The sequence below is a fragment of the Methanobrevibacter sp. genome, from assembly GCF_017539065.1.
Classification (GTDB): Archaea; Methanobacteriota; Methanobacteria; order Methanobacteriales; family Methanobacteriaceae; genus Methanocatella.
This window is the reverse complement of the sequence record NZ_JAFYHP010000027.1, coordinates 54693-73175: the sequence shown is the minus strand read 5'-3', so window position 1 is coordinate 73175 and position 18483 is coordinate 54693. Positions and strand designations below refer to the sequence as shown.

Genomic DNA, 18483 nt, shown 5'->3' with positions numbered 1-18483 from the left:
AAATGAAAGTGTCTTTTGTAAAACAGGTAAAGAACTTAGAACGCGAGGTTCTTTTAAAATCTGTTGAATTAGATGATGATGGTGATGATTTCCAATTTGAACTGGATAAATTCAGTACAGATGAGGAGATTTTTGCAGTTTCACCTAGATGTGTAAGATGCAATACCTGTGTTGGGGAATGTCCAGTTAATGCAATCGAACCAGCTAATATTTTTAGAATGGCTAAAATAACTGATAAATGCGTTAAATGTGAAATTTGTGTTCAAACTTGCCCGGTTTCTGCAATTAAACTAATTAACAATACTGTTAGTTATGATCCGGAAGATGAACGTGAAGTCATTGAATATGATTTAGCCAATATCAGTTGTGCTCATCGAGTAGTTCGTATGAATAGTATTTCAATTGATTATACTGTTGACGATAATAATTGGGATGATTGTGCAACATTATGTCCAACAAATGCATTTACTCTTGAATTCAGAGAATTCTTTGAGAATTTGGATATGGATTTAGGAATTGATTTAATAGATGATGAGTTATATCCATATATTAATGAAAAAAAGTGCATTGGATGCGGAGCATGTCGTGAAATTTCACTAAATGACTTTGCAATTAACTTAGATAGGTATATTGGACCGGTTATTCATAGTAGAGTAATCGAAGTTAATCATGAATCTTGTGTAAATTGTTATTTATGTGAAGAAAATTGCCCAACAAGGGCTATAGAATTAGTAGACGGTGAAGTTATCCTAGATAATGATAAATGTATAAGATGTACTGAATGTACACATCATTGTCCTGTGGGGGCATTAAAAAGAGTTGAACTTGAATAAAAATGGGGTCTGTTTATGAAAGCAAAAGAGTTAATGGATAAAGATTTTGTATACTTGAACGCAGATGATAGTGTTGTAGAAGTTTCAAAAGCCATGGAACATGTAAGACGTTTCACTTGTCCGGTTGTAAATGATAATAAACAATTGATTGGATGGGTTACAGCTTTTGATATTACAAAAGGTTTAAGAGAAGGAAGCGAAAAGGTTTCAGAGATTATGAGTAGTTGTAAAGAAGTTGCAACTGTTCATGAAGATGATCCTGCAAGAAAAGCAGTAATTCTAACTGCTAACAATAAGTTCGTTACCGTACCTGTGCTTAATGATGATAATCAGGTAATCGGTATGGTTCGCGCATGTGATATTGTGGAATTGTTATCAAATCTTTATGATATTAAAGTTGAAAATTTATATAAAGCTATGCAAAATCAACTTAGAGGAGTAACCTGGGAAGAGTTGATGTCAGCGTCTGCCTTAGTGTCTACAAAAACCACAGGTAAAAAGATTACTGCTGAAGAATATGAATCCAATATTGTAGATTCTACATTTGGTGAAGCTATTTGGGCAACCGGAGGCCTTGAAAAATTCTTTGCAGGTTTAATTTCCGTTGGAGAAATGGTTGTTGCTCGCAGAGTGGGCAGGGCTAAAAAATAAATTAAAGTGATAATTATGAGTGAATATGGTGAATATCAAGATAAAACAATCCTTGTAACTGGTGGAGCAGGTTGTGTTGGAAGTAATTTGACCCGTAAATTTGCTGATTTAGGAGCTGGAAAAGTAATTATATTAGATAATCTTTCATCAGCGTATGAATGGAACATTCCTCCTAGAGACAATATTGAATTTATCCAGGGAGACATTTTAGATGATGCTGTTTTAAAAAGGGTATTCAAACAAAAACCGGATTACGTATACCATTTGGCAGCACACTTCGCTAATCAAAACAGTGTCGATAACCCTGAGAAAGATTTAATGGTTAATGGAATCGGTATCTTAAAAGTACTTCAATATGCACAACTTTCCGGCGTAGATAGGTTTGTTTACTCTTCATCCGGATGTGGAGTTTATGGACTTGACTCTAAAATGCCATTCGAAGAGCATGATATTTCAATCTCACTTCACACCCCATATCAAGTAACAAAACTCCTAGGGGAACTTTATACTAACTACTTCCACAACTTATATGAAATGAACATTGTAAACGCAAGGTTCTTTAATGTATTTGGTCCGGGCGAGGTGCCTGGAAAATATAGAAATGTAATTCCAAACTTCATGTACTGGTCTAAAAACGGACAAGCACTGCCGATTACAGGAGATGGTTCAGAAACAAGAGACTGGACATTTGTAGATGATATCTGTAATGGTTTAGTCGCTATGGGTATTGAAGAAGAAGCTATTGGCGAGGCTATTAACTTAGGTTCTGGAAAAGATCACAGAGTCATTGACATGGCAAATAAAATCAATGCATTAACTGGAAATGAAGCAGGTATTAACTATGTTGCCCGTCGTGATTGGGATGCTAAAACCAAGTTATTGTCTTCAATTGATAAAGCAAAAGAAATATTAGGATACTCTCCAAAAGTTTCATTCGATGAAGGCCTTGAAAGAACTCATGACTGGTTCTGTGATAATTGGGAAAACATTCAAAAATCAGCCGAATTTTAAATAAAGGTGGAGGAATAATGAAATATATAAAGATTGCACTGATACTATTAATTTTGGTGTTATGTATGGGATTCGTGTCAGCTAATGATGATAATTCCACTACTGAATCTTTATTATTAAGTGATGAATCCTCCCCAATAAGCGATATTCCGGACAATGAAACAAAAGAGATTCCTGAAATCTCTATCAATTCTTCACAAGCATATTTTAATGAATCAATTGATATTTATCTCAAAGATAAGGACAACAATCCATTAGGCAATCAAAATCTGACAATAACTATTGATAATACAATTAAGAATGATACTACAGACTCCGATGGTAAAATCAGTCTAAAACTGAATTTTAAACCAGGAAAATATTTACTCAACGTTGCTTTTATTGGTAATGAAACTGTTGAAAGCGTTAACCAATCTTTTAACATTAAAATTCTAAAATTTGATTCATTTATCACTCCAGTTAACAAAACTGTAATTAGCGGCACTTATTTTCAGGCTCTTCTTAAAGGCCAAAATGGAGAAGAGATAACCGGTGAAAATATCATTTTCAAAATTAATGGCAACTCCTACAATGATGATACGGATAAAAAAGGTAATGCGGGTTTTAAAGTTAAGTTGGCAGTTGGAAAGTATTCCTTGACAATTACTTTCAAAGGAAACGACTATTATAATTCTGTTTCAGAAACTTTGAATTTAATTGTTCCGGCAACCACTACAGTAACTATTGGAAATACCAAACTATTAACCAATGGTTATTTGAGAATTTATCTAAAAAGTTCCACTCCTTCAGCGGTTTCTAAAAAAACAGTCACAATCACTATTGGGGGCAAAACATTCAAAAAAACTTCCAATTCTGAAGGAATAATTATATTCAAGCCTGAAATGGGTACTGGCACACTTAAAATCATCGTAAAATTTGATGGAACTTCAAATGTAATAGGATGCAGTGCTCAAAAGTCAGTTAAAGGCATTAAAGGAAATGTTAAAAATCCTCTTAAAGCCAAAATTAATTTAATCAATGGAGTTCCCGATATTGATTTGATGCCGGGCAATTATGTATTGGCCGACGGAGACAGTACTTATACTCTTACCAAAGCTCAGTATAGGGAAGTAATTAAAAGGGACAGCTATTGTTTGTTTCTAAAGAATAAATTGCCGAAATATACATTTTTCAAATCTAAAGCCGAGCCTAAATTAAATCATATCATTAAACGTGAAAAATGGAATGTAATTGAAAGGGCAGTCAATACAAAGATAGTTTTGAAGAATAATAAAAATTATTGGCCAAGTAAAGTTACAGTATCCTTAAAAGGCAAATCTTATACTTATTGTGAGGTTAGGGATATTCAGAATACTGGATATACATGCGGCCCAACATCTGCAAGCATGTGCACCCAAGTTCTGAAAAATTATTTCAATGAAAAATATTTGAGTCAATTATCAGGCACCAGTTCCTATTGGGGTTCCAGTACTAAAGGGCTTAAAAAAGGTTTAGAAAAGAAGAATTTCAAATGTACCTTATATTACAAAAGCTCTTATAAAAAAGCCCTAAAACAGCTTAAAAAAGGTGGTTGTGCTTTAATATTCCATACTTGGAACCATTACATTTCCATTTTGGATATCAGTAAGGATGGTAAAAAGGTTTTGGTTGGAAATCCTTCAGGTGACTATAATCACGGCAGCCATTCAATTCCGACCAAATGGTTAACTGTGAAATATATGAAAGGAAGATTTAATAATTATGACACTTCCGGATTGATTGTTAAACTTAAATATAACTTGAAGAAATCCACTAAGAATAAACTTAATAATTATTATTCAAGTATGGGTGCTAAATGGCCGCGCAAGAATGTTTCTGAAAGGATACCTGACATAGGGATGTAGTTTTTTTCTATTATTCTTGTTTTTTTAATCATTTTTATTTTATTTAATTCAAATAAGCTTTATAATTACTTTTAAATACTTTAAAACTTAATATTATTTTGTATGGATTTAAATTTTGACTTTACTGAAAAAAGAGTAATAATTACTGCATTTTTCTGTATGGCGTTTACCATAGCAAACTTAATCACTGTTAAAATTATTAACATCGGATTTTTAGGAATGGAAACTCCAGCAGGAGTTTTAATCTATCCTTTGGTATATATTTTAACAAACGTAATAGCAGATGTTTACGGTGAGAGAACCGCACAGAGGACCCTTATATTGGGTATTGCTGTTGACGTATTATTTGTGTTCATGACAACTTTAATATTGTTCTTACCTTCTCCATCATTCTTTACCGGAGATTCAAGCCTAGCATTTGTATTTACCCAAACCCCAAGAATTCTTGTAGCATCTTACATTAGTTACTTAATCGGTAACTTCGTAAATGCAAGATTGACTGTTATTGTTAACAGAGGAAGGGACTACTCTTCCATCATAAACTTCGGTGTTATCGGATTCAGTCAATTGATCGATAACTTTGTATTCCTTGGTTTAGCATTCGCTGGTGTTTACGCACCTATCGAAATCTTAATCATGGTATTCTCACATTGGGTTTTAAGTTTAATTTGGACTGTAATCGCTCAACCATTTACAACTATGACTGTAAAATGGGCTGAAAAAGGAAAACCTGCAGAAGCTTAAATTTTAATGGGAAATTTTTCCCAACTTTTTTTTATTTTTTTAAAATAACTTTTCAAATAGAAAGTATTTTATTATTTTATTCAGATATATATTAATAATCAGAAATTGTTATAATATATTTAAAATAAGTTTTTATATATTTTAAATATTTTTATATTAATTATTAAATTATTCAATAGAATTTTTTAAAATTATTAATCAATTTATGATAAAATATAGGAAAATTTTGTGATATATATGGTGGAAGAAAATAGTAATATGCTACTTGGCACTGGTGATAAACCAACCACACTTAGGTGGGTCCTTCTTGCTATTCAGCATGTATGCGCAATGTTCGGGGCGACAATTTTAGTTCCTATCGTTGTAAACACCACAGCTGGTGCAGATATTTTATCAATTCCAGTGGCATTAGTTTCATCTGGTTTAGGTACAATAATTTATTTAATTTGTACTCGTAATAGAAGCCCAGTATATCTGGGAAGTTCCTTTGCATTCATTGCTCCTATGATTGCAGGTTATGCAATTGGGGGTACTGGAAGCGTATTTACAGCATTGATGATGGTAGGTATTGTTTACGTAATTATTTCCTTGATAATTCGTATGACCGGTCCTGGATGGATTAACAAATTACTGCCTCCAGTTGTAGTTGGTCCGATGATTATGGTAATAGGTTTATCTCTTGCTCCAACAGCTATTCAAGAAATTGGTTTGGATTTGGCTGTTGTTCCATGGACTAATTTGCTTGTTGCTTTCATATCATTTTTAGTAACAGCATTAGTGGCAATTCGTGGAAAAGGAATCCTGCAAGTTATTCCATTTTTAATCGGTATTATTGTAGGTTATATTGTAGCAGCTGCTCTTGGTATGGTTGATTTCACACAAGCATTAACCGCCAATGTAATTGAGATACCTAGATTTTACTTGCCATTTATGAATTATGATTTGAACTTCGCTGCAATCTTGACAATTGTTCCAATCGCACTTGTAACAATGGTAGAACACGTTGGAGACCACAAAGTATTAAGTGAAATCATTGGTCGTGATTTAATCGAAGATCCAGGTCTTCAAAGAACATTGCTCGGTGATGGTCTTGCAACATTCTTAGCAGCATTTTTAGGAGGTCCTGCTAACACTACCTACGGTGAAAATACTTCTGTTGTTGGTATGACTCGTGTTGCATCTACTTATGTTATTGGTCTTGCAGCAGTTATTGCAATAATATTTGCATTTTCAGGTCATTTAACTGCACTTTTAACTGCAATTCCACAGCCTGTTTTAGGTGGTATTTCAGTATTATTATATGGATTCATCTGTGTAAATGGTTTAAAAATCTTAATCCACAACCAAGTTGACTTCAACAATACTAAAAATGTTGTTGTGGCTGCAACCATGCTTGTTTTAGGTTTAGGTGGAGCAACATTATCTATTGTAAATGGAGATTTATCTATTGCAATATCTGGAATGTCTCTTGCAGCTATTGTTGGTGTATTATTAAACCTTTGCATTCCGGAGGAAAAACATGAATGAATTTGTCCTAAATCATCCATTAATAACTCATAAACTAGCAATATTAAGAGATATAAACACAGGAACAAAAGAATTCAGAGAATTAGTAACAGAAATTTCAACAATCCTTGTTTATGAAGCTATGAGGGATGCAAAACTTGAAGAAGCAACAATTGAAACTCCTCTTGAAAAAATGGATACTGGAATGTTAAATGAAGACAATTATGCCATCGTACCAATTTTAAGAGCAGGTATGGGGATGGTTGATGGAATTTTAAATGTTATTCCAAATGCAAAAATAGGCCACATTGGTCTTTATCGTGATGAAGAAACATTCCAACCAATTGAATACTACTATAAAATGCCGGATGGAATTGGCGATAGGGAAGTTTTAGTGGTTGATCCTATGCTTGCAACAGGTGGAAGCGCATCCGCAACAATTTCAAGACTTAAGCAGGATGGCGTGTCCAAAGTTAAATTGCTATGCATTGTGGCAGCTCCTCAAGGTATCAAATGCATTGAAGAAGACCATCCTGATGTCCAAATCTTCTGTGCAGTTGTTGACAGGGAATTAAACGAAAATGCATATATCCTACCGGGTCTTGGAGATGCAGGTGACAGAGTATATGGAACAAAATAGTGAAGTTTAACTTCACTTACTTTTTCTTTTTTTGATTTTTATGTGGAATTTAATCTGGCCGATTCTAATAGTTATTCTTTCTAATACTTTTTATAACGTGTGTATGAAGGCAATGCCTTCAGATGTCAATCCATTTGGTGCATTAATGGTTACCTATTTAGTTGCAACGATTATTTCTGCCATAATTTTCATATTCATGGTGGGACCATCAAATGTAGGTGAGGAGATGTCTAAAATCAATTGGACATCTGTTATTTTAGCATTGGCTATTGTAGGTCTTGAAGTAGGATATGTATTCGTATATCGTGCGGGATGGGCTGTCAGTACAGCCAGTGTAGTTGCAAATATCGGTCTTGCTTGTGTTCTTTTATTTGTGGGTTATTTTTTGTACAGAGAAAATGTTTCCATCAACCAGATTATAGGCGTAATTGTCTGCATGTTTGGATTAGTCTTAATTAATATTTAGTTGCAATGGTCTGATGCCCACTTTATGGGAAATGGGATGAAAAAAGGGGAAGAGACTGTCCGGATTGGAGACATGATGCTTTTGGCGATGATGATGAAAATTTTTAATTTTTTTAAAATTTATTTAAACTTTTTTTGCTAAAACTCTTTTTTTTAAATTAATTTGATAAAAATCATGTTTTTCATTGGAAATTTTAGAATAAATTATTTAAAAGGATTTAAACAAATATTATATTATCTTACCTTGGAGGATTAAAATGAATAAAAGTGATTTGAAAAGAGATTATTTTATGCTCAAAGGACCACTTGCCAAGAAAGGTTATGATTGGTGGTGGCATTCTTTAACTGCATATAATAAGAAAACTGGCGAACCAAGACCTTTTTTTATTGAATACTTTGTCTGTAACCCTGCTTTAGCTGAAGAAGAACCTACACTTGGACAATTACCTGAAAACAAAGCTGCGGGCAAAAAACCATCTTATTGTATGGTTAAAGCAGGAACTTGGGGTAAAAATCCAAAACAAATTCATAATTTTTACTCAATGAAATACTTTGAATGCCCAGATGATGAATTGAATATTCGTGTAGGAGATTGCAGTCTAACTGAAACTCACATGAGTGGATTTTCAAGAGTATCTGAAGAAGATGCTAAAAATCACCCGGAATACATGTGTGATGCCGGAGACATGATGTGGGATTTAGATATTGACAAACAAATCACTTTCAATGTTGGTTATGGTGCAAGCTCTTTATTTAGAAAATTAAACTCATTTGAAATGTTTTGGCATGCGGAAGGAATCAAAACCCAATACAGCGGAACAATATGGTTAGATGGGGAAGAATATGAGGTCATTCCAGAAAAATCATATGGTTATGCAGATAAAAACTGGGGAGGAGACTTTACCTCACCATGGTTATGGATTTCTTCATGTAACTTAACAAGCCTTATTACAGGTAAAAAATTAAATAATTCTGCATTTGAAGCCGGAGGAGGAAAACCAAAAGCATTTGGTATTTCAATTCCTCGTAAATTACTAATTGGATTTTACTATGAAGGTACCATGTATGAATACAATTTTGCAAGATTCTGGAACATGGTAAAAATCGATTTTGACTTTGAAGAAGGGGAAGATGTACATACCTGGCATGTAAATGCAAGTAATAAAAATTCCAAAATGGAAATGGTGCTCTACTGTAAACGTGATGAGATGTTATTTATTAATTATGAGGCTCCGGATGGCCAAAAAAGACACAACCGTTTATGGAATGGTGGAAATGGTTGGGGCGAAATAAAACTATACAAAAAAGACGGAACCCTAATTGATCATGTTAAAATGGAAAATGCCGGCTGTGAATATGGGGAGTATGATAAATAATGATATTCACAGACATCCTTGCATTAATTATTGTATATGTTTATGTAGCCGTCATTTTCGTTGTAGCTGAAATGGTTTTAAAGACACGGCCTGAGGTTTCACGTAAATTTTTACATATTATGGTAGGTAACATGATATTTGCCATGCCATTTTTCTCAGATCCTTGGGTAATGGTCTGGTTTTTAACACTGCCGATTACAATTGCATTGTTCTTCTTGACTGAATATTCACCAATTAAGATAGAAAACAGTGTAACTGAATCCGGTCATGCATTGGGATTATTCTTCTATGCATTAATTTGGACCATTTTAATTGCAGTATTTGCAATGATTGCTCCTGCAAACGATCCAAAATTCTACATTTGGATTGTAGCATTAGCTATTGTACCTATGGTATATGGTGACGGATTTGCAGCATTAATTGGTCAAAAATTCGGAAAAGTCAAATACACAGTATTCGGAGGTACAAAATCTCTTGAAGGATCACTTACAATGTTTGTTATTACCTCTGTAATGAGCGTATTTGTATGGATGGTCTTCAGTTCAATCGGATGCACAATGCCTGAATTCAATATTGTAAACATAATAATGATTTCAGCAGTTGCAACATTATGTGAAGCATTTAGTTATGGTGGAATTGACAACTTAACAGTTCCTGCTGTAACTTCAATTTTATATTTCTTAGTAGCTGTATTATAGCTACTACTTTTAATTCTTATTTTTTGCATTTCAGTAATCAAATTCTGCATCTTGGAAACATTGCCAAATAGCCATTTATATAGTCTTTTACTTAGTTATATTAACGAATAGTTAAAAGGTGTAAAAAAATGGATTTAAGATATATTGCAGAGAAAAGAGTAGATGCGAAAATTAAGTTTCAAGAAAATCTATATAAATATTTGATTGTAAATACAATAATAGCAATTATTTGTTTTGTATTTTTACAAAGCTTTTGGTTATTAGCATTTGTAATGTTTTTTTGGGGAATTGGTGTTTTAGATGACTTCTTCAATGCATATTCCCTAGGGGATTATAGAGAAAAAATGGTTCAAAAAGAACTCCAAAGGATGGGTGATTAGATGAGTGATAGTTTAAGAGCATTAGCGGAAGAAAGAGCTGATCGTAAAATTAAATTTTATAAGAATTTCAAGGCTTATGTTATTGTCAATGCATTTTTAGCCATTATTAATGCAATATTCACTCCAGACTTCTGGTGGGTATTGTTCCCGGTATTCTTCTGGGGGATTGGAGTTTTTGTTGACTTTTTAAAAGCATTTGTATTTACTGATAAATTTGAAACTGAAGAATACAGAGAACGTAAAATTCAAGAGGAAATGGAAAAATTAAGGAAATAAACTATGAAGGTAAATTTATTTGTTTCAAGAGATATTGAAGAGCCTTATGCGGATATTCACACTAATGAACTTACGGATAATGTTACAAAAGCAATGTCTATTTTAGAAAGTGATGAATCATCTGATATGGTTGCCGTTAAGAAAGGGGCTGACATTGCGCTTTTGCAATTGGATGAAATTTTCATGTTCAGAGTTGAAGACAAGCAGGTAAAGGTGTATACGGAAAGTAGTGAATATCTAATTAAAAAACCATTATATCAAGTTGAAGATACTTTAAGTAGTGATTTTGTCCGTATTTCAAAAACCACTATTGTCAATCTGAAAAGAATCGAAAGAGTGGCTCCATCACTTAAGGGAATGATGTTTATACAACTTAAAAATGGTCTGAAAGACAATATCTCAAGGAAATATTTGCCTGATTTTAAAAATGCTTTAGATTTATAGGTGAGAATATGAAAACTGATTTAATTAAAAGATTGGCAATGGGTGCCTTTGTCGGCTGTTTTATTGTAATGTTCATCATGGTTTTAATTTCCTTACAGGGAGGTCCTCAGAATGTTCAGTTTACAGGAAGGACAATCATAAATGCATTTCTTGGATCAATTGTCGTTGGTTGGGGATTTTCATTGACCGGACTGATTTATGAAAGGGAAGACATTGCATTCCCGCTTCAAGTGGCATTCCAAATGGGTATTGGAATGATAATATTATTTGCCGTTGCAATCTATCTTCAATGGATGCCGATTAACTTAGGAATAGGCATAATTATTGAATGGATTATCATAGCTTGCATATTTGCAGCCATTTCATGGTGTGGTTTTTATATCTATTACTATTTGGTTGCCCGTGACTTGAACAATAAGTTAAAAAATTAATATGGATAATTATTTTTTAAATCCGCATTCGCTGCAAGCTTTAGTTTGGAATTTTATGATTCCCCCACATTCGGGACATAACCATTTTTCACGGTCTTGGGCCATCATTCGCCCAATACCTGTTGTTTTTATTCTTTTAGCACTATCAAGGGTATTTAAATCATGCCTTTTGACATATTTTTTGGAGTGCTTTTTAATTAAGGGACAAGGGAATTCACTGCAACGTCCACAGTAACTGAAATTCTTTGAATCAAAACAAGCTTTAATCTTGCATTTTAAACTGGCCTTACTTTTACCATCATCACTTATTAAACAGCCCGCACACGGATTTTGATATTTTTCACAGCTAATACAGTTAATCCCGCATGGGGCAAGTAATTTTGAATCAATTGTTTCAGGCATTTTCATAAAGAAAGTTATATATTTAATTTTTAATAAATATTACTCTATGAAAATATTAGTTGTTCAGGAATCTGATTGGTTAGAGAGAAATCCCCACCAACAACATCATTTAATGGAGAGAATGGCGGAAAGGGGCCATCAAATAAAGGTTATTGATTACCCGATAGATTGGCCGAATGATGATGACAGCGGTTTGATTTATCACAAGGAAGTCCATGAAAATGTTTCAAAAATTAAAGAAGGGGCAAATATTGAGGTCATAAGGCCAGGGTTTATTAAAATCAAAGGTCTGAACTATGCAACCTTATTTTTCACACATAAAAGCGAAATCAATCATCAGATTGAAGAATTCAAACCCGATATTATTCTCGCATTGGGAATCTTGAACTCTTATAATGCATCCAGATTGGCAAAGAAATATAATATTCCATTCGTTTATTATTTCATTGATGTCATATATGCGCTGATTCCTGAAAAGGCATTTCAAAAGCTTGGGCAGATGTTTACGGAAAAAACTATTCGCAACGCGGATTTGGTAATTACAATCAATAAAAAATTATCCGAATTTGCTTATAGTGTCGGTGCAAAACCGGATTCAACAATACTTATCGATGCAGGAATTGATTTGAATAGTTATAATCCGGATTTAGACGATTCAGGAATTCGTGCCGAATATGGAATTGATAAAGATGACATTGTACTTTTCTTTATGGGATGGATTTATGAATTTGCAGGCATGAAAGAACTTGCACGCGAATTTGGTGAAAACAAAGATAAATATCCGAATTATAAGATTTTAGTCGTTGGTGATGGAGATGCCTATGATGAGATGTGCCGAATCAGAGATGAATACGATATGGCAGATCAGCTGATATTAACAGGGAAACAACCATTCGAAAAAATACCTGAATTTTTAGCTTCAGCCGATTTTTGCTTACTTCCAGCACATATCGACGAACCGATTATGCAGGATATTGTTCCAATTAAAATTTATGAATATCTGGCAATGAAAAAAGTAGTTATTGCAACAGAACTTCCTGGAATATCAAAAGAATTTGGCTATGGAAACGGTATTGTGTATATTCAAGAAGCATCAGAGGTTTTAGAGACTGCCGAAACAATTTTGGCCAATAATCAATATGATGAAATTGCAAGCAATGCCCGTGAATATGTAAAATCAAATGATTGGGAAGCCATTACGGATAAGTTTGAAGAAGCAATGAAAAAATTATTATAGTCCTTGAAAACTAGAAAAATTTTCTATTTTTACGATACCTTTATAAATAGATAAAACAAATATTTGATTACTGTTATTTTTAACAGTGATAAATTACTTTTTTTGGGATAAGTTCCCATATGGATGTGGCCCTAGTGGCTGAACAAAAAGGTGTTAATTTATGTATAAATATATTAGAGACGCATGGAAAAACCCAGATGAGTCTTACGTACGTGAGCTCATGTGGCAAAGAGCTCCAAAATGGAGCAAACAAAAAGCAGTTCAAAGAATTGAAAGACCAACCAGGCTCGACAGAGCTAGAAGTTTAGGTTACAGAGCTAAAAAAGGTTTCATTGTAGTAAGAACCAGAGTAAGACGTGGTGGAAGAAGAAAAACTCGTCGCTTCAACGGTCGTAAACCTAAAAGAATGGGTGTAAACAAAATTACCCAAGCTAAATCACTTCAAAGAATTGCTGAAGAACGTGTAGGTAAAAAATACCCTAACTTAGAAGTATTAAACTCTTATTGGGTATGGTCTACAGGAAAACATAAATATTATGAAGTAATTTTAGTAGATCCACAAAGTCCTTCTATCATTAACGATAAAAAAATCAATTGGATTTGCTCCAAAAAACACACTAACAGAGCTCTCAGAGGCTTAACTAGTGCTGGTAACAAAGGACGTGGAATCAAATCTAAAGGAAAAGGCTCTGAACAAGCCAGAAGAAGAAAAATCTAATTTTTCTTCAATCCTTTTTATTTTGATTTAAATGATTCATAATATCAAATTCAGAGCTTTCGTTTATGAAAATGAAAGCATTGACGAAATTAGTCAAGCTATTTTAAATATTTTGCCTGATGCGGAAATAGAAGCAGAAGAGGCTGAAGGATTACTTGAAGATAAAATAATAATTCTATCAGGTACTGTATCTAAAAAAAAATACACAAAAACTTTTTTTAACACACTTTTAGAAAGTGTAGATTTAGATAAATTAAATAATGATTTAGAGCGAAAAATGGATGAAAAAGGTAACTTGTTTTTAAGATTTGATAAGACTGACGCTCTAGATGAAAAATTAACTATCCTAGATAAAGGAGATGCAATTCATCTTAAAATTAAAATTGCCGCTTATCCTGCAAAAAAAGAAATTGCAGTTGATAAAGTACGTGAAGCTATTTTAGGTAGTGATTAAATGGAAAAAGAAAGCTATTATTTAATAATCTTATTAGTTGCATTTGTAATTTGTATTGGGGTATTTTGGTTCCAATTTAACAATGATGTAGCTACTTTTATAATCCTAAATGAAACTGAAGTTCAAGAAAATGCTTCCTTTTCAGGAATGCTAATGGACGCATACAGTCAAGGGGTTCCAAATCAAACAATATCTTTCCATAAACCCGGTTATCAGATGGGAACAATTGTAGTTGCTCAAACAGACGAAAATGGTGAGTTTACAATTGAAAACGCTGAATATCTGCCTGATGCAGGTAAAGATAATTACTATGGAGATTTTACATTTGCCGGCCACGATAAATATCAGGGCTGTACCTATGAAGGAAATGTAACTGTAATTCCTAATTAATTTAATTATACTTTGGAGAGAGTTCTATGAAAACTCATGATAGAGTTGTGCTACTTATGTTCTCTCTATCATTCATAATCTTCACAAAAGCGTCCCTCAACTAAGGAATGGTCTAAATTACAATAATAGAAAACACCACACATATCCTCCTCATAATCAGCAGTTACCCCTCCGTCCCCATCTATAATTTCTTCGTAGTAATGTTTGCAATTAAAACCGCAATAGCCTCCATAAGTCCTTTCATTCGCTTCTATTTTTTTACTTATCTTTTCTTTTTCTCTAATGGGTCTGACTTTTGGGGCAATATTGTTTTTTCTTATTTCTGGTTTTATTTCTTCTGATTTGAATATTTCATCATCTATTTTTGATTTTTTCTTTTCTTCTTTTTCTATACTGTCTGGCGCTGATCTTGATGAATGGTTATTCTGTGTTACATCAGATTGAGTTATTTTATTTCCACAGTTTGTACAGAAATTATCTTCTTTTCTTATTTTATTTCCACACTTAGTGCAATAATTCCCATCTGTTATTATTTTAGTTCCACAGTTTGTACAGAATTTATCTTCTTTTCTTAATTTGGTTCCGCAGTTAGTACAAAAATTGGTCATATTATACCCCTCTCAAATTGTCCTCTTAAACAAATTTCAGTCAAAAAACTTATTTATATATTGTGTATATTTTTCTAATTTCCACTATGTTTGTCGAATATGTAATTGATAAATCATTAAGAATAAGTTTCATTGCAGAAGTATTTTTCACTAAAACTAGATTAATTTTATATAACTTAAAAATGAAATTATAAATTAATTATTATTTGGAGAGAGTTATATGAAAACTTATGCGATAGTTGTACTACTTACCTCTCTACACTACTTTTTTTAAGACTTATGCTAATTAAGTTGCTACAAAAAATTTCGCTGATTTAAACTTTTTATTTTTATGTTATTAATATGTATATATTTTGTTTTTTGATTTAAATTCTTAAATTGGGAGTGTATAAAATTTAACTGATAGTATAACTTTTATTTATTGTATATAAGTTGTTACTATCTTTATTTTACATATATAAGAATATATTAACTAATTTTTTAAAATAAATCTAATAGTATTTCCTTAGTTTTACATTGATTTTAAAATAAGGTTTAGTATTGCTTAAAATTTAAAATGTTAATCAGAAGTTATGGTGGTTATACTTCAGTTAATCTCTGTCATTGAATTTCATATTTTTTTAATTTTTCATGAAATTTTTTCAAAACTCGGGCTAAAATTCTTAAAAATAAGCAGGTAATTTAAAATGTAAAAATAAAAAAAGAAAAGGACTAGGAAAAAATCCTAGTTAATTAAACATAATAATTTCTTGTTATATTATAACTGTACAGGAAATCCGGTACCTATGAAAGCCAAATCTTCAATGTTACCTCCCTGTTCATGCATAACTTTTATTTCAGTAAAGAAAAGGAAATACTGCAGTGAAGTAAACTGGCTGTTATCTGTTTTGATTGATGCATGCATCATTTGATTAACGGTATCTTCTATAGATGCGGCAGTGACATTGTAACCGCAATTCTGCAATGTATGGGTAGCAATCAATATTGTTTCTTCAATGCTTGTATGATTCCTGTAAATTTCTAAAATCAAATCAAGATATGAGTAACGAAGATTTGGAATGTCAATAAAAGCCTTTCCATTCTTTTTATTGAAGAGGTCTATGTATTTTTTGGATTCGTTGTTGATTGACTTGTGTAATTCATCTGCTTTGTGCATTTCATTCTTATAGTAGGAACCGTTCATTTCTTTGGAACCTGTATATACTGATCCGTCAATCATTTGGTACATCATGGCTTCCACTTCACTGAAGGATATTTTTAATCCGTTATCCCTTAATACGTGGGTTGCGATTATTACAGTGTCTTCAAATGAGTAGTGTTTGTAAATCTCTAAAATCAAGTCCATTTTAGAGAATTGTTTACCGTTTGACATTGTTTTTAAATGATTATTTTGGAAGTATCTGTTATATTTTGCAATGTCTTTTTTAAGAGAATTCTGATTTTCAGGACTTAAATCAATAGGTTTTGGATTTTTTACACCAACGGTTGGAACTACTTTTTGGTCTAAAGGATTTTGATTTGAATTCCCAGTTGCAGCGGTGGAACTGTTGCTATTGACAATAGTGCCATTAACATCTGCATCATTTCCAACAGAAATAATGCTGTTATCATGGGCGTCATTTTGAACAGTATTATTTATTTCATCTACACTACATTGATGATCAATTGCATGAATGGATGCATCATCAATGGTACCATTAATATCGGTTGCTGAAGCAATGCCAACACCGATAATTAAAATCAATAATGAGATTGTGATTAATGCAAATTTTTTCATATTAAAACCTTTTTTATTTTTAGAAACTTGTATTTTCTACTGTTACTTTATTCAAGACCATATATAAAGTTTTTCGAATGTAAGTGCTCACTTGCATCTTAAAATAATAAAATAAAGAAAAATAATGATTATTTTAAAGAAATAACTTATTTAAAAAAGTAATATTTGTTTTAATCACTATAAAATCATATTTAAAATTTGAATTATATGTAAACACTTAACTATTTAAATTATTTCAAATAGAGTCTATTTAATGGAACATGCCTTGAATGAAGTTGAGAGACATTATTGTATTTTACGATAACATGATTAGATTAGCTTATTGTAATGTGGAAAATCTGGATTTGGAAAATGCTTACGATTTGGTTTCCAAAAATCGTCAGGAAAAAATCGATTTTTACAGATTTGAAAAGGACAAAAAGCTAAGTGCCGGAGCTTATCTGCTTTTGAAAAAATTATTGTCGGAAGAAAACATCACAGATCCAATCTTTAAAACTGAAAAATACGGCAAGGCATACATATCCAATCATGAAAACATTCATTTCAATTTAAGTCATTCCGGCAAAATGGTTTTATGCGCAATATCCGATAAGGAAGTTGGAGCAGATATTGAATATATTGACCATGCAATTGATTTAAACATAGCTAAACATCACTTCTACAACGGCGAATATGAAAACATCATGAATGCCAAAAACAATTATGAAGAATTTTTCAAATACTGGGTTTTGAAGGAAAGCTACATGAAATATACTGGTCTCGGTATGAATCTGCAACTGGACAGTTTTGAAATAATGATTGAAGATACAATCAGACTAAAAAATGACAAAAATAATTTAAAATTTAATCTGTTTGACATTGAAAACTATAAAATTGGAATTGCCAGCCACTACGATGCATTGGAGTTACGGGAAGTAACTGTTGATGAATTATATTAAAAATAAATTTGGTTATGGATTTATTCCTTCAAACATTATATTTATCAGGTCATCTGCGTAATAGTTTGTTTCAAACTCAAGATTCTTATTATATATCTTCCATAATATAACTGACTGGAATAGCATGCCAAAACACATTATCGCCAATGCTTTCGGATTGACTTGTCTAATTATGCCTTTTTCCATTTTCAATTTGAAAAATTCTTCCAATTTATTTAATATCACATCAGTGATTTCAGATATTAAAAGTTGATTCTCAGGATTTTCTCTTACTTCTTCCATAGCTACTCGAATTATACTGAAATCTTCATCTGAAAGACTTAAAATGCCGAAAAAAGAAATTTTGAGATATTCTTCGATTCCTTCATCTTCCCCAAATTCAAATATCTCCTCTAATTTGCTAATTAGTAACTGCAGATAATAATTTTTTGTAATCTCAACCAAATTGTTCTTATTTTGAAAGTTTCTAAAAATTGTTACTTCATTCACGCCCGCTTCGGCAGCAATCTTTTTAGTTGTTGCTTTTGTAAATCCTTCCCTTTGAAGAATTTCAAATGTGGCCTTAATAATCTTTTCATCAGTGCTGCTAAATTCTTTCATGGCTATAAATATATTGCTAAT

The 18483-nt window shown here is 32.3% G+C and carries 23 protein-coding genes; 19 read left to right on the top strand and 4 right to left on the bottom strand.

Annotated elements, in window-relative coordinates; translation table 11 throughout:
- The first annotated feature begins 2 nt into the window (after positions 1–2).
- The 14 genes from IKS50_RS07425 to IKS50_RS07360 all read left to right on the top strand — a co-directional run bounded on the left by IKS50_RS07425 (position 3) and on the right by IKS50_RS07360 (position 11338).
- Positions 3–833: a 4Fe-4S binding protein gene (locus IKS50_RS07425; protein ID WP_292847765.1), complete on the top strand. Its 831-nt coding sequence runs from the start codon at positions 3–5 to the stop codon at positions 831–833.
- A 15-nt stretch (positions 834–848) separates the two neighbouring features.
- Complete coding sequence (locus tag IKS50_RS07420) at positions 849–1484, top strand: HPP family protein (RefSeq protein ID WP_292847762.1); 636 nt, start codon at positions 849–851, stop codon at positions 1482–1484.
- 15 nt (positions 1485–1499) lie between these two features.
- Positions 1500–2495 carry an NAD-dependent epimerase/dehydratase family protein gene (locus IKS50_RS07415; RefSeq protein ID WP_292847759.1) on the top strand — a complete coding sequence of 332 codons (996 nt, stop codon included), beginning with the start codon at positions 1500–1502 and terminating at the stop codon, positions 2493–2495.
- Positions 2496–2560: 65 nt separating this feature from the next.
- A complete protein-coding gene (locus tag IKS50_RS07410) occupies positions 2561–4378 on the top strand; it encodes a cysteine peptidase family C39 domain-containing protein (RefSeq protein ID WP_292847756.1) in 1818 nt (605 codons plus the stop codon).
- 102 nt (positions 4379–4480) lie between these two features.
- Positions 4481–5122, top strand: a complete 642-nt coding sequence (locus IKS50_RS07405) for a queuosine precursor transporter (RefSeq protein WP_292847753.1) — start codon at positions 4481–4483, stop codon at positions 5120–5122.
- A gap of 237 nt (positions 5123–5359) precedes the next feature.
- Positions 5360–6649, top strand: coding sequence for a uracil-xanthine permease family protein (locus tag IKS50_RS07400; protein ID WP_292847750.1), 1290 nt, complete (start codon positions 5360–5362; stop codon positions 6647–6649).
- Positions 6642–7268, top strand: a complete 627-nt coding sequence (gene upp, locus IKS50_RS07395; RefSeq protein WP_292847746.1) for a uracil phosphoribosyltransferase — start codon at positions 6642–6644, stop codon at positions 7266–7268. The genes IKS50_RS07400 and upp overlap by 8 nt, the downstream gene beginning before the upstream one ends.
- A gap of 40 nt (positions 7269–7308) precedes the next feature.
- Positions 7309–7734, top strand: a complete 426-nt coding sequence (locus tag IKS50_RS07390) for an EamA family transporter (protein WP_292847743.1) — start codon at positions 7309–7311, stop codon at positions 7732–7734.
- 256 nt (positions 7735–7990) lie between these two features.
- Positions 7991–9109: a tocopherol cyclase family protein gene (locus IKS50_RS07385; protein ID WP_292847740.1), complete on the top strand. Its 1119-nt coding sequence runs from the start codon at positions 7991–7993 to the stop codon at positions 9107–9109.
- The gene (locus IKS50_RS07380; RefSeq protein WP_292847737.1) at positions 9109–9807 is read left to right on the top strand and encodes a diacylglycerol/polyprenol kinase family protein; all 699 of its coding nucleotides are present in this window, start codon (positions 9109–9111) and stop codon (positions 9805–9807) included. The genes IKS50_RS07385 and IKS50_RS07380 overlap by 1 nt, the downstream gene beginning before the upstream one ends.
- Before the next feature lie 128 nt (positions 9808–9935).
- Positions 9936–10187, top strand: coding sequence for a 2TM domain-containing protein (locus IKS50_RS07375; protein WP_292847734.1), 252 nt, complete (start codon positions 9936–9938; stop codon positions 10185–10187).
- Positions 10188–10463, top strand: a complete 276-nt coding sequence (locus tag IKS50_RS07370) for a 2TM domain-containing protein (protein ID WP_292847731.1) — start codon at positions 10188–10190, stop codon at positions 10461–10463.
- A gap of 3 nt (positions 10464–10466) precedes the next feature.
- Entirely contained in the window at positions 10467–10907 is a 441-nt protein-coding gene (locus IKS50_RS07365) for a LytTR family DNA-binding domain-containing protein (protein ID WP_292847728.1), read from the top strand.
- 8 nt (positions 10908–10915) lie between these two features.
- Positions 10916–11338 (top strand): DUF3021 domain-containing protein, encoded by a 423-nt coding sequence (locus IKS50_RS07360; protein WP_292847725.1) that lies wholly within the window; start codon positions 10916–10918, stop codon positions 11336–11338.
- Positions 11339–11347: 9 nt separating this feature from the next.
- On the opposite strand, the gene IKS50_RS07355 is transcribed toward IKS50_RS07360, so the two are convergent.
- A complete protein-coding gene (locus IKS50_RS07355; RefSeq protein WP_292847722.1) occupies positions 11348–11746 on the bottom strand; it encodes a DUF3795 domain-containing protein in 399 nt (132 codons plus the stop codon).
- Between the two features lie 40 nt (positions 11747–11786).
- On the opposite strand from IKS50_RS07355, the gene IKS50_RS07350 reads away from it, so the two are divergent.
- The 4 genes from IKS50_RS07350 to IKS50_RS07335 all read left to right on the top strand — a co-directional run bounded on the left by IKS50_RS07350 (position 11787) and on the right by IKS50_RS07335 (position 14539).
- Positions 11787–12977 (top strand): glycosyltransferase, encoded by a 1191-nt coding sequence (locus tag IKS50_RS07350; RefSeq protein ID WP_292847719.1) that lies wholly within the window; start codon positions 11787–11789, stop codon positions 12975–12977.
- Positions 12978–13137: 160 nt separating this feature from the next.
- Positions 13138–13695, top strand: coding sequence for a 50S ribosomal protein L15e (locus IKS50_RS07345; protein ID WP_292847716.1), 558 nt, complete (start codon positions 13138–13140; stop codon positions 13693–13695).
- A gap of 31 nt (positions 13696–13726) precedes the next feature.
- Complete coding sequence (locus IKS50_RS07340) at positions 13727–14149, top strand: RNA-binding protein (RefSeq protein WP_292847713.1); 423 nt, start codon at positions 13727–13729, stop codon at positions 14147–14149.
- On the top strand, positions 14150–14539 hold the full coding sequence (locus tag IKS50_RS07335) for a hypothetical protein (protein ID WP_292847710.1): 390 nt from the start codon (positions 14150–14152) through the stop codon (positions 14537–14539). It begins immediately after the preceding gene.
- 68 nt (positions 14540–14607) lie between these two features.
- Here IKS50_RS07335 and IKS50_RS07330 read toward each other — a convergent pair whose 3' ends face one another.
- On the bottom strand, positions 14608–15147 hold the full coding sequence (locus IKS50_RS07330) for a zinc ribbon domain-containing protein (RefSeq protein WP_292847707.1): 540 nt from the start codon (positions 15145–15147) through the stop codon (positions 14608–14610).
- A 757-nt stretch (positions 15148–15904) separates the two neighbouring features.
- Complete coding sequence (locus IKS50_RS07325) at positions 15905–16924, bottom strand: hypothetical protein (RefSeq protein WP_292847704.1); 1020 nt, start codon at positions 16922–16924, stop codon at positions 15905–15907.
- Between the two features lie 305 nt (positions 16925–17229).
- On the opposite strand from IKS50_RS07325, the gene IKS50_RS07320 reads away from it, so the two are divergent.
- Positions 17230–17862 carry a 4'-phosphopantetheinyl transferase superfamily protein gene (locus IKS50_RS07320; RefSeq protein WP_292847701.1) on the top strand — a complete coding sequence of 211 codons (633 nt, stop codon included), beginning with the start codon at positions 17230–17232 and terminating at the stop codon, positions 17860–17862.
- Positions 17863–17874: 12 nt separating this feature from the next.
- Here the strand turns inward: IKS50_RS07320 and IKS50_RS07315 are convergent, their stop codons facing one another.
- The gene (locus IKS50_RS07315) at positions 17875–18462 is read right to left on the bottom strand and encodes a TetR/AcrR family transcriptional regulator (protein WP_292847698.1); all 588 of its coding nucleotides are present in this window, start codon (positions 18460–18462) and stop codon (positions 17875–17877) included.
- Positions 18463–18483: the final 21 nt, after the last annotated feature.

Bases quoted from the DNA above. Each gene is read 5' to 3' on its own strand.
- IKS50_RS07335 (WP_292847710.1), top strand. From the start codon at position 14,150: ATGGAAAAAGAAAGCTATTATTTAATAATCTTATTAGTTGCATTTGTA.
- IKS50_RS07385 (WP_292847740.1), top strand. From the start codon at position 7,991: ATGAATAAAAGTGATTTGAAAAGAGATTATTTTATGCTCAAAGGACCA.
- IKS50_RS07400 (WP_292847750.1), top strand. From the start codon at position 5,360: ATGGTGGAAGAAAATAGTAATATGCTACTTGGCACTGGTGATAAACCA.
- IKS50_RS07355 (WP_292847722.1), bottom strand. From the start codon at position 11,746: ATGAAAATGCCTGAAACAATTGATTCAAAATTACTTGCCCCATGCGGG.
- IKS50_RS07415 (WP_292847759.1), top strand. From the start codon at position 1,500: ATGAGTGAATATGGTGAATATCAAGATAAAACAATCCTTGTAACTGGT.
- IKS50_RS07375 (WP_292847734.1), top strand. From the start codon at position 9,936: ATGGATTTAAGATATATTGCAGAGAAAAGAGTAGATGCGAAAATTAAG.
- IKS50_RS07410 (WP_292847756.1), top strand. From the start codon at position 2,561: ATGGGATTCGTGTCAGCTAATGATGATAATTCCACTACTGAATCTTTA.
- IKS50_RS07390 (WP_292847743.1), top strand. From the start codon at position 7,309: ATGTGGAATTTAATCTGGCCGATTCTAATAGTTATTCTTTCTAATACT.
- IKS50_RS07350 (WP_292847719.1), top strand. From the start codon at position 11,787: ATGAAAATATTAGTTGTTCAGGAATCTGATTGGTTAGAGAGAAATCCC.
- IKS50_RS07420 (WP_292847762.1), top strand. From the start codon at position 849: ATGAAAGCAAAAGAGTTAATGGATAAAGATTTTGTATACTTGAACGCA.
- IKS50_RS07425 (WP_292847765.1), top strand. From the start codon at position 3: ATGAAAGTGTCTTTTGTAAAACAGGTAAAGAACTTAGAACGCGAGGTT.
- upp (WP_292847746.1), top strand. From the start codon at position 6,642: ATGAATGAATTTGTCCTAAATCATCCATTAATAACTCATAAACTAGCA.
- IKS50_RS07360 (WP_292847725.1), top strand. From the start codon at position 10,916: ATGAAAACTGATTTAATTAAAAGATTGGCAATGGGTGCCTTTGTCGGC.
- IKS50_RS07365 (WP_292847728.1), top strand. From the start codon at position 10,467: ATGAAGGTAAATTTATTTGTTTCAAGAGATATTGAAGAGCCTTATGCG.
- IKS50_RS07370 (WP_292847731.1), top strand. From the start codon at position 10,188: ATGAGTGATAGTTTAAGAGCATTAGCGGAAGAAAGAGCTGATCGTAAA.
- IKS50_RS07405 (WP_292847753.1), top strand. From the start codon at position 4,481: ATGGATTTAAATTTTGACTTTACTGAAAAAAGAGTAATAATTACTGCA.
- IKS50_RS07345 (WP_292847716.1), top strand. From the start codon at position 13,138: ATGTATAAATATATTAGAGACGCATGGAAAAACCCAGATGAGTCTTAC.
- IKS50_RS07330 (WP_292847707.1), bottom strand. From the start codon at position 15,147: ATGACCAATTTTTGTACTAACTGCGGAACCAAATTAAGAAAAGAAGAT.
- IKS50_RS07380 (WP_292847737.1), top strand. From the start codon at position 9,109: ATGATATTCACAGACATCCTTGCATTAATTATTGTATATGTTTATGTA.
- IKS50_RS07315 (WP_292847698.1), bottom strand. From the start codon at position 18,462: ATGAAAGAATTTAGCAGCACTGATGAAAAGATTATTAAGGCCACATTT.
- IKS50_RS07325 (WP_292847704.1), bottom strand. From the start codon at position 16,924: ATGAAAAAATTTGCATTAATCACAATCTCATTATTGATTTTAATTATC.
- IKS50_RS07340 (WP_292847713.1), top strand. From the start codon at position 13,727: ATGATTCATAATATCAAATTCAGAGCTTTCGTTTATGAAAATGAAAGC.
- IKS50_RS07320 (WP_292847701.1), top strand. From the start codon at position 17,230: ATGATTAGATTAGCTTATTGTAATGTGGAAAATCTGGATTTGGAAAAT.